Consider the following 14935-nt stretch of genomic DNA (forward strand, 5'->3'; position numbering starts at 1 on the left):
CTCATCCTGAGGAGCCCGCCCGAGCGGGCGTCTCGAAGGATGGGCCGCAGGCGAGGTGTTTGCCGGTACGCCTTCTGATGCGATCACGTTACTCAATGGGGCATGCACGAAAAGCGCTTGACCCGGGCAGTCCCGGATGGTCGGAAGGACCGTCCAGGGATGAAACACACAATGCGGCTTCCGTTCTTCTACGGCTGGGTCGTGGTCGCGGTGACCTTCGTCACCATGGCCATCGGCGTCAACGCGCGCACCGCCTTCTCCCTCTTCTTTCCTCCGATCATCTCCGAATTCGGCTGGGAGCGCGGCGTCACCGCGGGCGCCTTTTCCTTCGGCTTCGTCGTATCGGGCATGGTCAGCCCGCTGATCGGCAGGCTGATGGACCGCGCCGGCCCGCGCGCGGTGATGGAGCTCGGCGTGGTTCTGATGGGCGGCGGGCTGCTGCTTGCGCCGCTCACGAGCCAGCCCTGGCATCTCTATGTCACCATCGGTGTCATGGTCGGTGCCGGTTCGGTGTGTCTCGGCTATTCCGGGCAGTCGCTGTTCCTGCCGAACTGGTTCATCCGCACGCGCGGCCTCGCCATCGGCATCGCCTTCGCCGGGGTCGGCATCGGCTCGGTGACGCTGTTGCCATGGGTGCAGCACATGATCGAAGGCACCGGCTGGCGCACCGCCTGCACTGCGATGGGCCTGATGGTCCTGATCGTGCTGGCGCCGATCAATCTGTTCCTGCATCGACGCCCCGAGGATATCGGCCTGCGGCCTGACGGCGATGCCGCGCCGGCCGCAGGCGCCGCAAAACCCGCCTCCAACATTGTCGATCCGGTCTGGGCCGGGACCGAATGGACACTCCGGAAAGCGGTCGCCACGACGCGGTTCTGGTGGATTGCGCTCGGTTATTTCTGCGGCCTGTACATTTGGTACGCGGTGCAGGTGCATCAGACCAAATTCCTGCTCGACATCGGCTTCAGCCCGGGTGTCGCGGTGTGGGCGCTCGGCATAGTCAGCCTGCTCGGCATTCCCGGCCAGATCCTGCTCGGCCATGTCTCCGACCGGATCGGGCGGGAATGGGTGTGGGCGATCAGCTGCGCGGGTTTTGCGATGTCTTTCGCGGCGCTGATGGCACTGAAATTCCAGCCATCATTGTGGCTGGTCTACCTCATGGTGTTCACGCAAGGCGCGCTCGGCTACGGCCTGACCTCGATCATGGGCGCGGTGGTGTTCGAGATTTTTCAGGGCAGGCACCAGGGCAGCATTTTCGGCACGATCATGCTGGCGGCATTGGCCGGCGGGGCCGCCGGTCCCTGGATCACCGGCTTGCTTTACGATCGGGTCGGCGACTACACGCTCGCCTTTGGCGTTGGCATCATCGTGAGCGGATTGTCGGCGCTCTCAATCTGGCAAGCCGCGCCGCGCAAGGTGCGCGCCGTCGCCGGCAAGCTTCAGGCGGGAACCGGCGCTGAATAGGTTCCGTACGCACCGAATTACCTTCGCTTCGTTTGCGGAATTTTAATCATGTCGCGTCTTGGCGCGGTGCGACGGGATTGCAAAAACGTCTTGGACACTATCGCGGCGCTAGCCTCGATTGCCATATCTTCCCGATGCCTCCGGGTCCAACGATGTCCGCCTCCGATTGTGCCATGACAGAAACTCCGGAAGTGCTGTTGGCCGCGCTCGAACGCGCCGACGAAGGCATTGTCATCGTCGATAGCGCGCATCGCATCACGCATTTCAATGCCGGTGCGGAGCGGATTTGGAATCTCGCACGCGCGGATGTGCTCGGCCACGACGCCGAAATTCTCACCCTCAAATGCCTTCAGGCCGATCCGGTTGCTGAATTTCGCGACGAGATCAGCCTCGTGCGACGCGACGGCAGCCGCATCCGGGCGGCCATCTCGCTTTCTTCCATTGCAAGTGGCGGCGTGACCCATCGCATCGTGTTTGCGCGCGACGTCACCGCGGACGCCGATCGCCGCGTCAGAATCGGGCTTCTCCACGCCGTCTCCGACCAGACCAACCGCGCGGTGCTCATCACCGATACCGACCAGAACATCGTCTACGTCAATGCCGCCTTCACGACGCTGTTCGGCTACACCAGCGAGGAAGCCGAGGGCCGCCGTGCCAGGGGCCTGCTCGCCGGCCGCCACACCGATCGCAAGGCCGTTGCGAAGCTCGTCAAGCGCCTGATGGATGGTGGCCACCGCGGCGAGGTCGAGATGCTCGCCTATGACAAGGACGGCGAGGAGATCTGGGTCTGCGCCCGCATCGATGCCTTCCGCGACAAGAAGGGCCAGGTCAAACACTTCTTCGCGCTGCTTGAGGATATCACCGAGACCAAGCAGCTGCGATCGCTGCAGCAGCTCATCATGGGCGCGCTCGCCGACGAGGTTCCGATCGGCGAGATCGCCGACCGGCTGTGCCGCCGTGTCGAGCAGATCGCGCCCGACGTCGTCTGTTCGCTGCTTCACGTCGATGCCGCGGGCCTGATCCATCCGCTCGGCGGTCCAAGCCTGCCCGAAGACTATTCCCGCGCACTGGACGGCGTTGCCATCGGCCCCAATGTCGGCTCGTGCGGAACCGCGGCCTTCTATGGCGAGCCGGTGCTGGCGACCGATCTGGAGACCGATCCGCGCTGGCAGCCCTACAAGGCGATGCCGCTCGCGATTGGCCTGCGCGCATGCTGGTCGACGCCGGTCAAGGCCAAGGACGGACGGGTCATCGCCACCTTCGCCTTCTACTACCGGGAGCCGCGCGCACCGAGCAACTGGCACCGCCGCATCGTCGAGGCCTGCGTCAATCTCGGCGCCTTCGCGATCGAGCGCAAGGAGGCGCGCGCCGAGATCGCGCGGCTCGCCTATCACGATATCCTCACCGGCCTGCCGAACCGCGCGCAATTGCGGCGCCTGATCACCACCGCCATCGATGCCTGCCCGACCGGCAGCCACGTCGCGCTGGCGTTCCTCGACGTCGATCATTTCAAGGACGTCAACGACACGCTCGGTCATGCCGCCGGCGACGAGCTCCTGATCCAGCTCGCGCAGCGCCTGCGCGAGCAGATCGGACCCGAGGACATGCTGGGGCGCCTCGGCGGCGACGAGTTCGTGATCCTGCTGCCGCAACGCAACGCCGAGGGTGCCGAGCGGGTCGCGGCCGGAATCACCGAAGCGCTGGCCGCGCCGCTGCGGCTCGGCTCCAGGCAGCTGCAGATGTCGGCGAGCATCGGCGTCAGTCTCTATCCCGATCATGCCACCGACATCGACACCTTGATGCAGCAGGCGGACGCGGCCATGTACATGGCCAAGCAGGCCGGCCGCTCGACCCATCGCCTGTTCAGCGCCGAGATGAACGGGCACACTGAGCAGCGGCTGGCCTTGATTGCGGCGCTGCGCCGCGCCATCGCCGAAGGCGAGCTGACCCTCCGCTATCAGCCGCAGATCCGCAGCTGCGACGGCGCGATCCATGGCGTCGAGGCGCTGGCGCGCTGGCACGATGCCGAACTCGGCGACGTCTCGCCGGCAAAATTCATCCCGCTTGCCGAAGAGTGCGGCCTGATCGAGCAGATCGGCCTGTGGTCGGTGCGCGAAGCCTGCCGGCAGATGGCGAGCTGGCGCCGCGCGGGGCTCGACATTCCATCCGTGTCGGTGAACCTGTCGCCGATCAATTTCCGCAACGTCACGCTGGCCGCGCGGCTCAAGGGCATCCTCGCCGAATACGATCTGCCGGCGGATGCGCTCATGCTCGAGATCACCGAGGGCGCGTTCATGCAGGACAGCGTCGCCGCGCTCGAGACGATGAATGCGATCCGGGAGCTCGGCGTCGGACTTTCCGTAGACGATTTCGGCACCGGCTATTCCAGCCTCAGCCGGCTCGCCCATCTGCCGATCCGCGAGCTGAAGATCGACCGCAGCTTCATGCGCGACATCGAGCGTGACGCCGGCGCGCTCGCGATCGCCACCGCCGTGGTGCGCGTCGGGCAGGGCCTCGGCATGACCGTCGTCGGTGAAGGGGTCGAGACCGAGGCGCAGCGCAAGGTGCTGGCCGAACTCGGCTGCGACGTCGTGCAAGGGTTCCTTTACGCGCCCGCGCTCGCGCCCGTAGCTTTCGAGCGCTGGCTGATCGAGCACTGCGCCGAGCAGGCGCGGGCGATGCTGGCTCGTCTCGACATTGCACCGGCCGACGCGATTGCAGTGAAGCGGTCGGCGTAGGGCGCCTACTCTCGAAGCCGCCACAGCACGACGACCGGTTAGCGATCGAAATCAACGAAACGCGCTGCTTGGATCGTGGCTGGGTTGATTTTTTGGTCTGCATGGACGCGGCAATGCATAGTGAACGGTCAGCAGGCTTTCGTTCCGGTCATCGAAAATCAAATGATCGGTCAAGGCCATTTCCGCGCGCATCGCGTTGCAGCAGAAGATCATCCATCGATTGAACGTGGGCAGCTGGCTCATCGACCGGTAAAGCTCACCACATTCGATGGTCAGGTTCGGCCGGCCTTGCGCATTCGCCAATTCGAGCCGGGATCGAATCTCTTGCCGGAAATGATCCGTTGAAACCATGCGACTCCGATAGCCGAAAACCCTTCTGAAAGGGGGATCAGCCGGCCAGGATTGGAATTGAGCCATTGGCCCCGTCAACTCAGACGTCAGGCCGTGTGACCATAGAGCAATGCCAACACAAAGATACAGCTAATAAACCCCACCGGATCGATGCGCTCGTCTCGCTATTGGGCGACAGCGTTCCTATATGCTCGAGATCGCCGCCCGCCCTAGGCAGTTATCGGTGACTGAGAGCATTGCGCTCCCGCCTCAACCACGCAGGCGGTCGGATGTCCGATATACCAAAATGCAAATCTCCTGGACTGATTGGCATCTCCGGCGCCGCTGCGGGTGGCTGCGTCGGCCTTCATGCATCGGAATCCATCTTCAATTGATCTGCAGCAGCGATCTCGCACGCAGATCGTCAGGAGGTTTACGTGGCAAACACAGCAACGATCCGAAATTCGAACGGGCTTCCGGCCACATTCACGGGATCGAAGACCGGGCAGGACGACGCTCCGTTTGTCTTCGTCAAGGTCGGCGATGAAGAGCGCCGCATGCGAAGGGCTGAATGGGATGCGCTTCCGCCCTGGACCGGCCCGCGCCCGGCACGAACGGTCAACGACTGATCGCACAGCCTTTGGAGGGCCCGTTTGACGATCGAACATGCCATCGTGCGAACCAAGCCGAAGCCCTGGGGCAGCCTTGATCTGCGGCCCTGGAGCCTGGCGTCGACGAGCGACGGCCCGATCGGGGAATTGTGGTTCGAGCGCCCGGGTCTTGCTGCGCCGAAGACGACGTTGCTACTCAAGATGCTCTTCACCACCGAGCCGCTGTCGATTCAAGTTCATCCGGATGATGCGTTCGCGCGCTCGATCGGGCTTGCCAACGGCAAGACCGAAGCCTGGTACATCGTCTCCGCGATCCCCGGTGCCGGGGTCGCGGTGGGGCTGAACCATCCGCGCTCCGCCGCCGAGTTGCGAACCGCGATCACTGATGGCTCGATCGCCGATATCGTGGATTGGCAGCCGGTGCATCCAGGCGACGTCATCTTCATTCCTGCGGGAACCATCCATGCGATCGGCGCTGGCATCGTGCTCGTCGAAATCCAGCAGCATAGCGACGCCACGTTCAGGCTGTTCGACTATGGACGAGAGCGCGAATTGCACATCGACAATGCCGTCGCGGTGGCGACGGCGGGCCCACGCAGGATCCAGGTGCCTTCCGAACGTTTGAGCGGCGCGCGAACGGTCCTCACGGTCAATTCATATTTTGCGCTGGAGCAAACCGACCTTGCTCCGGGCTCCGTTTGGATGCTCGACGCACCGAAAGAGACCTGGCTGCTGGCGATCGAAGGCCACGCCCAGCTTGGCTCGACGAGGCTGGCGCCGGGGGAGGCGTTCTTCCTGGAAGCCGAACATGCGGAAATCGAGGTCGGTGCGAACGGGTTGAAAGCGCTACTGGCCTATCCCGGTCCGAAGATAAACCCTGATGCTTTGATAGAGCGCAGCACTGCGAGCGCCGGTCGCGCACCGCACGCTTTTCCCGGCGCCCTGGTCACGCCTCCCTTCGAGACTGCCGCGCTCAAACAATCGGAGACGCCAAATTGGCTGCCGTAAATCGTATCGCATTCATCGGAAACTCGCTCCCCCGCCGCTGCGGTATTGCGACCTTCACCACCGACTTGCAGAGCGCCATTGCGGCGTCTCGGAGTGATCTGGAGACCGTCATCGTCGCGATGACCGATCACGGCCAGGTCTACGATTATCCTCCCACCGTGGGCCTGGAGATCAACGACGATCGGCAGGATGATTATGTCCGTGCGGCCGCCTATCTGAACAGCGGCGGCTTCGAGGCCGTTTCGCTGCAACACGAGTTCGGCATTTTCGGCGGCGAAGCCGGAGGTCAGATCATGGCGCTTCTGTCGCGCCTGACCATACCGATCGTGACAACCCTGCATACGGTCCTGTCCGAGCCGACAGAGGCTCAGCGCGACGTCATCGCGCGCATCGTCGAGTGCTCGTCCAAGGTCGTCGTGATGGCGGAAAAAGGTCGGGAGTTGTTGCGCTCCGTCTATCACGTGGCTGACGAGAAGATCGAAATCATCCCGCACGGCATCCCGGAATTTGCGTTCGTCGAGCCCGACGCGGCCAAGGCTGCGCTCGGATTCAGCAACAAGTCGGTCATCCTGACCTTCGGATTGCTGTCGCCGAACAAGGGTATCGAAGTCATGATCGATGCGATGCCTTCGATTCTGAAGACCCGCCCCGACGCCGTTTACGTCGTGCTCGGTGCGACGCATCCCAACCTCGTGCGCGATCGAGGCGAAGCCTATCGTGAGGCCCTGATGGCGCATGCGCGCCAGGCCGGCGTCGAGGATCACGTCGTATTCCTCGATCAGTTCGTCGACAAGAAAACACTGCTCGATTTCATCTCGATGTCCGACGTCTACGTGACGCCGTACCTCAGTGAGGCCCAGATGACGTCGGGCACGCTGGCCTATAGTTTTGGCCTCGGCAAAGCCGTGGTGTCCACCCCGTATTGGCATGCTCGCGAACTATTGGCCGATGGCCGCGGCATCCTGGTTCCGTTTGGCGATGCGGCAGCGCTTGGCGTCGAAATCGCCAAGCTGCTCACCAATGACGTGCTTCGGCAGGCGATGCGCAAGCGCGCCTATTCGAGCAGCCGCGCGATGACGTGGGAAAGAACCGCCGAGCGCTATATGTCGGTCTTCGAGAACGCCGGTCGCCGACATCGGCTCAAGACCATTGCGCGCATGGATACCGGTACGCTGCTGCGCGACAGCCGAGCGCCGCCGGAAATGCAGCTCGGCCACTTCCTCTCGATGTGCGACGACACGGGACTGTTTCAACATGCCGTTCACAGCGTGCCGGATCGTGCCCACGGCTATTGCGTGGACGACAACGCCCGGGCGCTGCTGGTGGCCTGTGCGCTCAACAATCCGGGCGAAGAGCGGCTGCCGGAAGCCCTGACGGCGCGATTTGCCGCCTTCGTCCAGCACGCCTGGAATCCGGATACTCGACGATTTCGCAATTTCATGGGCTTCAACCGCTGCTGGTTGGAGGACAGGGGGTCGGAGGATAGCCACGGACGCACGCTCTGGGCCTTGGGCGTGTGCGCGTTGACCGATGCCAGCACGTCGCGGCGCTCATGGGCCGCGGCGCTGTTTTCCGAAGCGATGGCGACGGTGGAAGATTTTCGTTCGCCCCGTGCGTGGGCGTTCGTATTGCTAGGCCTCGATGCTTACTGCTCGGCCATCCCGGACGATGTCCAGGCGACCCGCCTGCGTGCCGTGCTTGCGGATCGGCTGATCTTGATCTTCGACACCGTGGCAACCGGCGATTGGGTCTGGTTCGAGGACGGGCTGGCCTACGATAACGCGCGCTTGCCCCAGGCGCTGATCATCACCGGCCTGGCCAGCAAGACATCGCGCTATGTCAATATCGGGCTTGAGTCGCTGCGCTGGCTTGTGAAACGGCAAACCTCGGCGAAGGGCCAATTCCGCCCGATCGGCACGGCGGGGTTTGGCGATCGACGCCAACCGTCGCAAGCCTTCGACCAGCAGCCGCTGGAGGCCGCCGCGACCATCGCGGCATGCCTCGCCGCCTGGCGGGCCGATCACGATGTCGAGTGGAAAGCCGAAGCCGCGCGGGTCTTCGCGTGGTTTCTCGGCAGCAACGATCTGTCGGCCTCGCTGGTCGATCTGGAAACCGGAAGCTGCCGGGATGGCCTGCACCCCGACCGTCCCAATGAGAACCGGGGAGGGGAATCCGTGGTGTCGTATTTGCTTGGCCTTTCCGAGATTCGGCAGATTGCCCGCCTCAGCGAAAGCCGAGCCAAACCTGCTCCGCTGGTCGCTTGACGGCGCGGATTACGATTCCTCTTCAACTCATCGAGGCCGTTTTGTCGCAATCTCCCTTCCTCAAACGCCAAGCTCTTCAGCTGCGGCCTGATCCGACCCGCGTCATCGTTCGGCCTTTCAAGCCGGCAACAGAGCCGCGTGACCTCAACCCGACGGACAAGACCCGCGCCAACCATATCGTCGAACGGGTGCTCACGCTCGATCCCGAGACGGCTGACCGGCAATTGGCCGACGTTCTGGAGAATTTCCTCGGCCGTCACCGCAATTTGTTGCAGATCTTCGAGGCGCGCGCCGCGGAAATGGAAGAGGCGCTGGCCGACCATGCTGCATTCACGAAGGTCCAGCGCCAACTCGCGGGCGCCTATTTCCTCAACGAATATTCGTTCGAGGCCTCGGCATTGTTCAATCCGAGCATCGTGCCGCATCCCGATCAGTCCGGAACGCCGGAGGGCAGCCTCCGCTTCATCCTGAGTCTTCGTGCCGTCGGCGAGGGTCATGTGTCTTCGCTGACATTTCGCTCGGGGTTTGTTGCGGCAGACGGGACCGTGACCATCGACCCGACGGCGCGTCTTGCATCCAGCCCCAATCTTGTCAGGCTGACATCGGGCGCCGGCGGCGACGAGATTGACGTGACATTCGCGGCTGGGGAAGATCTGAGCGAGCGGGTGATTTTTCCGATCACCGAAGCGCAGTCGAACGGGATCGAGGATGCCCGCTTTGTGCAATTCAGCAACGCCGGCAAGACGATCTACTACGCGACCTACACTGCCTATAGCGGACGGGCGATCCGGTCGGAGCTGATCGAGACGTCCGATTTTGTATCGTTCCGGCTATCAACCCTGAAGGGCAATGCCGCGCGCAACAAGGGCATGGCGTTGTTCCCGCGCAAGATCGAGGGCAGATATGCGATGATCGCGCGCCAGGATAACGAGAACCTCTATTTGATCTTTTCCGACGATCTCCATACGTGGGATGGCGGCCAGCCGATTCTGAAGCCGCGATACCCCTGGGAGTTCGTGCAGATCGGCAATTGCGGATCTCCGATCGAGCTCGATGAGGGGTGGCTACTGCTGACGCACGGTGTCGGCCCTGTGCGGAAATATTCGATCGGGGCCGCGCTGCTGGACAAGAAGGACCCTTCGAAGGTGCTCGGCCGCCTGCGCGAGCCGCTATTGCGCCCGGACCCTTCCGAACGGGAAGGATATGTTCCGAACGTCGTCTATACCTGCGGCGCGATGCGGCACCGCGACAAGATCATCTTCCCCTACGCGGTCTCCGACACTTTCTGCAATTTCTCGACGATTGAGATCGCGTCCCTGGTCGCGGCCATGGACAGTGGTGCATAGGAACTGCGCTGATCGTTTCTCGACATCCATCCGGTGAGATGGAAAAAGCGTGGAGCGATCGGCGCAGAGCACTGTTTCGAGCTGGTGATGGCCAGGCTCAGGCCTCCGGTTGCAGGAACGTGCCGTATTGCCTAGTCGCGGCAACCGCGGCCGCGGCCTGTCCGATCATCCGCATCGCTGCCATCATCGGCCACGGCCCGAGGCTGACCCGCCGAACGCCGACGCGAGCCAGATCCGGAAGTGCGGGAACGCCTTGTGTCACCATGATGTTGACCGGCAGAGGCGTGAGCTGAACGAATTTTTCGATGAGAGCAAGGTCGGTGAGGCCGGGTACGAAAATTCCGTCGGCGCCGGCCTCGGCACAGACTTTCGCCCGCCTTGCCGCTTCATTCAGGCACTCGTCCGGCGATCCGAATTTCAGCAGGAACGGATCCGTTCTTGCATTGATGAACAGCTGCAATCCCAGATCCTTCGCGGCGTGCCGCACGGCCTTGATCTTGGCGGCATGGAGTTCGGGATTGGCCAGCTGCCGCTTCCCCCCGAAGAGCCCATCCTCGATATTGATGCCGACAGCGCCGGCTTTCAAAATCTCGGTCGCCGATCTGGCGACGGCCTCCGGGGTGTCGCCATATCCTGCCTCCAGATCGATTGAGACTGGAACCGACACGGCCGCGGTCATCCGCGATACGAGGCCGGTCACCATGTCGAGCGGGACATTTTCTCCGTCGGCGTATCCAAGTGCGGAGGCGACCGCTCCGCTGCTGGTCGCGATGGCCGGAGAGGTCTTCGCGATGGCTTTGGCGGTGGCGGCGTCCCAGGCGTTGAACAGGACGAGCGGATGTCCCTTCTTGTGAAGGGCGTGAAAGGTCTCGGCGTATTGCTGTTGTGTCTTGGCGTCCATTGCGCGCATTCCAGATTAGAGAACTCAAAGGATGTTGTGGGCCACCGCCCTCTGCGTTTAGTCAGGCGCGTGCGTCTTGAACCAGTCCATGATCAGGCCGGTGACTTCGTCCTCACGCTCGAGGTGCGGGAAGTGCCCGACATCGGGCAGGACAATCCGCTTGTGCGGCCCCTTGAACAAAGGCTCCTCCTTGACCGAGTACCTCGCTGTCGGATCGTTGCTGCCGTAGATCGTCAGCGTCGGCGTGTGCATGTCATTGATCGGCAGCCGGCCCGCGAGCGCCGCGTCGGTCAGGCCTCCGTAATATTTCAGCGCCGCGGCCATCGTGCCGGGAGAGCTGAGCGTCTCCTTGATCGAACGGATGTGCGCGGCATTGTTGAATGTCGGCGACCACAGCTTCCAGAGATAGTCGACGAAGGGAAGTCCCTCGGTCTTGACCGCGGATTCGGCGCCGGGCAGCTGGAAGAAATAGACGTGGAAGACGGCTCGAACGAGCTCCGGATCCCGTCTGATGCTCGAAATTGTAATCGGATGTGCGGTGTTCATGACCACGGCGGCCTTGATTGCCGATGGCGCCGTGGCCAGCGCCTGAAAGGTCGAGGTGCCGCCCCAATCCATGCCGACGACGCGTGCCTGTCCGTCGTCGCTCAGCGCCGCGATGAGGGCTTCAAGATCCTTGCCCAGTGCGATGGGATCGAAGATGCCGTCCGCGGGAATCTCGGTCGGCGCATAGCCACGCAGGAACGGCGCGACCGCACGATACCCCGCATCCGCGAAGACTTGCAGCTGCTTTCGATACGACCAGGCATTGTCGGGAAAGCCGTGTAGGAACATGACCAGGGGGCCGTCGCCCTGTTCCAGATAGGCGAAGCGCACGCCGTTGGCCTGCACGTATTTCAAGGCGGGTTCAGTGCCTCCGGTGTTCGCTTGGGCATTCGCTTGTCGTGCCGCGCTCCCAGTATTCATCGTCATTCTCCATGTCATCGTGCCCCGCGAGCGAAACATGTGCGTAGCGCACATATTCGTCAAGTTGTTTTTTGTGCGCTCCGCACATATTGTCCGGCTCATGGAAAATGGAATCGCAAATTTGCTGGGGGCGCTTTCGCTCGCCGTCATGGATCGCATCGAGCAGGGCGCGCGCGAGGTCATAGGCCGCGGTGGTGAGACGCCTGCGGCACTGGTCGTCATCGGCTATGGCCAGGGCATGACCAATGACAAGCTGCGGCGGATCCTTGGCCTGTCGCATTCGGGAACGGTCCGGCTGGTGGACCGTCTGGTGTCGGACCGGCTGGTCGAACGTCGGCCCGGACAGGATGGCCGCGAGGTTGCTCTGCACCTGACGGCGAAGGGCGCCGCAACCCGCAACGATTTGATGAATTCGCGGATTTCGGCCGTCGCGTCGCTTCTGGATGTGCTGTCGCCGGCCGAAACGAAACGACTCGAAACGCTGCTCCATGAGTTGTTGGCTCGGCAGAATACGTCCGAGATGGATCGCTTCACGATCTGCCGCATGTGCGACGACAGCGTTTGTACGAATTGCCCCTTGCCCACGGACAAGGCCAAACGCGATCGCTAGCGGGCGGGATCGCGATCGCCACATCGAGCATTGTGCCAGTAGGCGAGGACAGTGCTGGGGCATCTGGACATGGCAGCGACGCCGCGCGGCGCCCTACAAGGCTTTCGGTCGGCGGATCGCTCGCAAACAACCTCCTGTTAATGCTCTGGTGATCAGTTGATTGACTGGTGATGTGATCCGCCCTGTTCACTGGCCGCACCCAGCCCCGGAGCCCCCGTCAATGGACCCCATCCTGCACGCCCCCAAGCCGCTCGATCGGATCATGCTTTCCGAACTGCTGGGTGCACTCAGCCACGCGCTCGATCTCTCGGAGGGGCAGCCGGCCGGACATTGCGTGAGGTGCAGCCGTATCGGAGTCATGGTCGGCAGGGAGATCGGCCTCGGCAAGGACGAACTGGTCGAACTCTATTACGCGCTGTTGCTGAAGGATCTCGGCTGCAGCAGTAACGCTGCGCGCATCTGCGAGCTGTATCTGACCGACGATCTCTCCTTCAAACAGGACTTCAAGCTCATTAATGGCAGCCTGCCGCAGGCGCTGCGTTTCGTGTTGAGCCATACCGGGCTAAAAGCAGGCCTGGCCGAACGGTTTCGCGCCATCGTCAACATCTTCCAGAACGGCGGCGAGATTGCTCGTGAACTGATCGAGACGCGCTGCCATCGCGGCGCCGACATCGCCCGCAAGATGCGCTTCTCCGAACCGGTCGCAGAGGGCATCAAGAATCTCGATGAGCATTGGGATGGCGGCGGCAAGCCGCTCGGCCTTCGCGGCACGGCAATCCCGATCTATTCCCGCCTCGCATTGTTGGCCCAGGTGGTCGATGTGTTCTATATCGCGAACGGTCCCGAAGCCGCCCTTCGAGAGGCCCGGAATCGTGCGGGCACCTGGTTCGATCCAGACCTGGTTGCCGCTTTTGAGCGCATCGCGGCGCAGCCTGGGTTCTGGGACACGATTGGTACTGAAGATGGGTCCGAGACTGTTCCTCTGCTGCCGCAGCAGGCGAGCGTTCCGGTAGATGACGACTATTTGGATGATATCGCGGCTGCCTTTGCCCAAGTGGTCGATTCCAAGAGTCCCTACACCAGCGGCCACAGCGAGCGCGTCACGCTCTTTACCGACATGATCGCGGAGCAGCTGGAGTTCACGGCCGAGCGGCGACGCTGGCTCAAGCGTGCCGCGCTGTTGCATGACATTGGCAAGCTCGGTGTCAGCAACGCAATCCTGGACAAGCCGGATAAGCTTGACGACTTCGAATGGGAGATCATGCGCAAGCATTCCGCGCATTCCGAAGCGATCCTGTCGCGCATCGGCGCGTTTGGCGATCTTGCTCCGATCGCCGGGGCGCATCACGAGCGGCTGGACGGCAAAGGCTATCCCCGTGGGCTTGCGGGAGACCAGATCTGTCTGGACACCCGCATCATCACGACCGCGGATATCTTCGATGCGTTGACCGCGGACCGGCCATATCGGGCTGCCATGCCAGTGACGAAAGCTCTTGCGATCATGTCGGGGATGATCGACACCCAGATCGACGCGGACTGCTTTGCGGCCCTTCGCCGGGCTCTTGGACGCGTCGACGAGACGCTGGCGGCTTGACGAGGGTCCGAGGTCGTCATCTGGCTCGCAACGTCTGGTGAGCCAACAAGGGCGCGTTCACGTCGTGGATAGGAACGTCCGGCGTTTCTCCACGTTGTCGGCCGTCCAGCACAAACCGGGCCATACGATGAAGAAGATCGCCACCATCCTTGTGATGCTCTGTAGCTTGCCGGCTGCCGCCCGCGCGGAGAGTTGGAGTGGCTATCGCATTCCCGAGACCGGGACCAATGTCGACATTCCCTCGTCGATCTTCACCGAGCAGGCCGGCCGGCCCGACGGCTATGGCATGCAGTACCGGACCAGCGACGGCCGGGCGGATTTGACTGTGCAGGCCGTTCCCAACGACGGCAGCTCACCGGCCGCCTTCCTGGCTCGGAAGAATCCGCCGTCCGGCATCACCTACAAGCGCATCACGCCGCGCTTCTTCGTGGTGTCCAGCACCCGGGGCGGCAAGATCTGGTACGACCGCTGTAACTTTGGCCGCCGCTACGTGCATTGCGTGCTGATCAACTATCCGGCCGCCGAGAAGCGGCAGTGGGATGCAGTCGTGACCCGCGTCAGCCGCACGCTGAGCGGCGGTTGATCGGTTCACAAAGAAAAGTCTGCTCTCAAAGAAAAAACTGCCCGCAAGGTGCGGGCAGCAGTCTCGTGAGGATGGTTTCAGCGCACATTGGTCGATGTCGTCGACATGGTCGGCTTGGAGCCTGGCACGTGCGACATGGTCTTGGTGGTCGACCCGACCTGCTCGCCCGCCTTCACTTGCGTGCGGGTGTGGGAGCGGCTGAACGTGCCCCCCTCATGCGCCTGCGCGCGCGCATTGGAATTGAGCACCGGACCGTTGCCCTTGTTCATGCTGGTGCCGGACTGCGCCTTGCCGTTGGCGGATGCGGCGCTGCCGCCCGCTGCGATCGACGAGCCGGTCTGTCCGGTGGCCGACGTCGACGTGCCGCCGGTGCCGAGCGTGCTGGCGGAGGTGCCGCCGGCGGCGGCCGAGCCGCCGGTGCCGCCGGTCATGCTGGTTTGCGCCGACAACGGCGAGGCGGCGGCGAGCAGGAGTGCGAAAGACGAGGTCGCGATCAACATTCTCATCTGTGAAATTCCTT

13 protein-coding genes are annotated in these 14935 nt (G+C 63.0%); 9 read left to right on the top strand and 4 right to left on the bottom strand.

Annotated features, from left to right (window positions below; all coding sequences use genetic code 11):
- Positions 1-171: 171 nt before the first annotated feature.
- Both C7G41_RS30970 and C7G41_RS30975 read left to right on the top strand, forming a co-directional pair.
- Positions 172-1464, top strand: coding sequence for an MFS transporter (locus C7G41_RS30970; RefSeq protein ID WP_106946090.1), 1293 nt, complete (start codon positions 172-174; stop codon positions 1462-1464).
- Positions 1465-1616: 152 nt separating this feature from the next.
- Positions 1617-4202 carry an EAL domain-containing protein gene (locus tag C7G41_RS30975; RefSeq protein WP_106946091.1) on the top strand — a complete coding sequence of 862 codons (2586 nt, stop codon included), beginning with the start codon at positions 1617-1619 and terminating at the stop codon, positions 4200-4202.
- Between the two features lie 51 nt (positions 4203-4253).
- Here the strand turns inward: C7G41_RS30975 and C7G41_RS30980 are convergent, their stop codons facing one another.
- Positions 4254-4553 (bottom strand): hypothetical protein, encoded by a 300-nt coding sequence (locus C7G41_RS30980; protein ID WP_146159834.1) that lies wholly within the window; start codon positions 4551-4553, stop codon positions 4254-4256.
- A 416-nt stretch (positions 4554-4969) separates the two neighbouring features.
- Here C7G41_RS30980 and C7G41_RS30985 point away from each other — a divergent pair, with 416 nt between their 5' ends.
- The 4 genes from C7G41_RS30985 (at position 4970) to C7G41_RS31000 (ending at position 9761) form a co-directional block, all read left to right on the top strand.
- On the top strand, positions 4970-5161 hold the full coding sequence (locus C7G41_RS30985; protein ID WP_035974339.1) for a hypothetical protein: 192 nt from the start codon (positions 4970-4972) through the stop codon (positions 5159-5161).
- Between the two features lie 183 nt (positions 5162-5344).
- The gene (locus C7G41_RS30990) at positions 5345-6151 is read left to right on the top strand and encodes a class I mannose-6-phosphate isomerase (protein WP_245446806.1); all 807 of its coding nucleotides are present in this window, start codon (positions 5345-5347) and stop codon (positions 6149-6151) included.
- Positions 6139-8415, top strand: coding sequence for a glycosyltransferase family 4 protein (locus C7G41_RS30995; protein WP_106946094.1), 2277 nt, complete (start codon positions 6139-6141; stop codon positions 8413-8415). The genes C7G41_RS30990 and C7G41_RS30995 overlap by 13 nt, the downstream gene beginning before the upstream one ends.
- 41 nt (positions 8416-8456) lie before the next feature.
- Positions 8457-9761 (top strand): glycoside hydrolase family 130 protein, encoded by a 1305-nt coding sequence (locus tag C7G41_RS31000; RefSeq protein ID WP_106946095.1) that lies wholly within the window; start codon positions 8457-8459, stop codon positions 9759-9761.
- A 97-nt stretch (positions 9762-9858) separates the two neighbouring features.
- Here C7G41_RS31000 and C7G41_RS31005 read toward each other — a convergent pair whose 3' ends face one another.
- Positions 9859-10662: an isocitrate lyase/phosphoenolpyruvate mutase family protein gene (locus C7G41_RS31005; protein ID WP_106946096.1), complete on the bottom strand. Its 804-nt coding sequence runs from the start codon at positions 10660-10662 to the stop codon at positions 9859-9861.
- Positions 10663-10719: 57 nt separating this feature from the next.
- Complete coding sequence (locus tag C7G41_RS31010; protein ID WP_106946149.1) at positions 10720-11628, bottom strand: alpha/beta fold hydrolase; 909 nt, start codon at positions 11626-11628, stop codon at positions 10720-10722.
- Positions 11629-11665: 37 nt separating this feature from the next.
- Between C7G41_RS31010 and C7G41_RS31015 the strand changes: the two genes are divergently transcribed.
- From C7G41_RS31015 to C7G41_RS31025, 3 genes are all read left to right on the top strand, one after another.
- On the top strand, positions 11666-12238 hold the full coding sequence (locus C7G41_RS31015; protein ID WP_245446808.1) for a MarR family winged helix-turn-helix transcriptional regulator: 573 nt from the start codon (positions 11666-11668) through the stop codon (positions 12236-12238).
- A 220-nt stretch (positions 12239-12458) separates the two neighbouring features.
- Complete coding sequence (locus C7G41_RS31020; protein ID WP_106946097.1) at positions 12459-13832, top strand: HD-GYP domain-containing protein; 1374 nt, start codon at positions 12459-12461, stop codon at positions 13830-13832.
- 127 nt (positions 13833-13959) lie between these two features.
- Positions 13960-14415: a hypothetical protein gene (locus C7G41_RS31025; RefSeq protein WP_106946098.1), complete on the top strand. Its 456-nt coding sequence runs from the start codon at positions 13960-13962 to the stop codon at positions 14413-14415.
- Positions 14416-14492: 77 nt separating this feature from the next.
- Here the strand turns inward: C7G41_RS31025 and C7G41_RS31030 are convergent, their stop codons facing one another.
- Entirely contained in the window at positions 14493-14921 is a 429-nt protein-coding gene (locus C7G41_RS31030) for a hypothetical protein (protein ID WP_106946099.1), read from the bottom strand.
- Positions 14922-14935: the final 14 nt, after the last annotated feature.

It is taken from the genome of Bradyrhizobium sp. MOS002 (assembly GCF_003020115.1).
Lineage (GTDB): Bacteria > Pseudomonadota > Alphaproteobacteria > Rhizobiales > Xanthobacteraceae > Bradyrhizobium.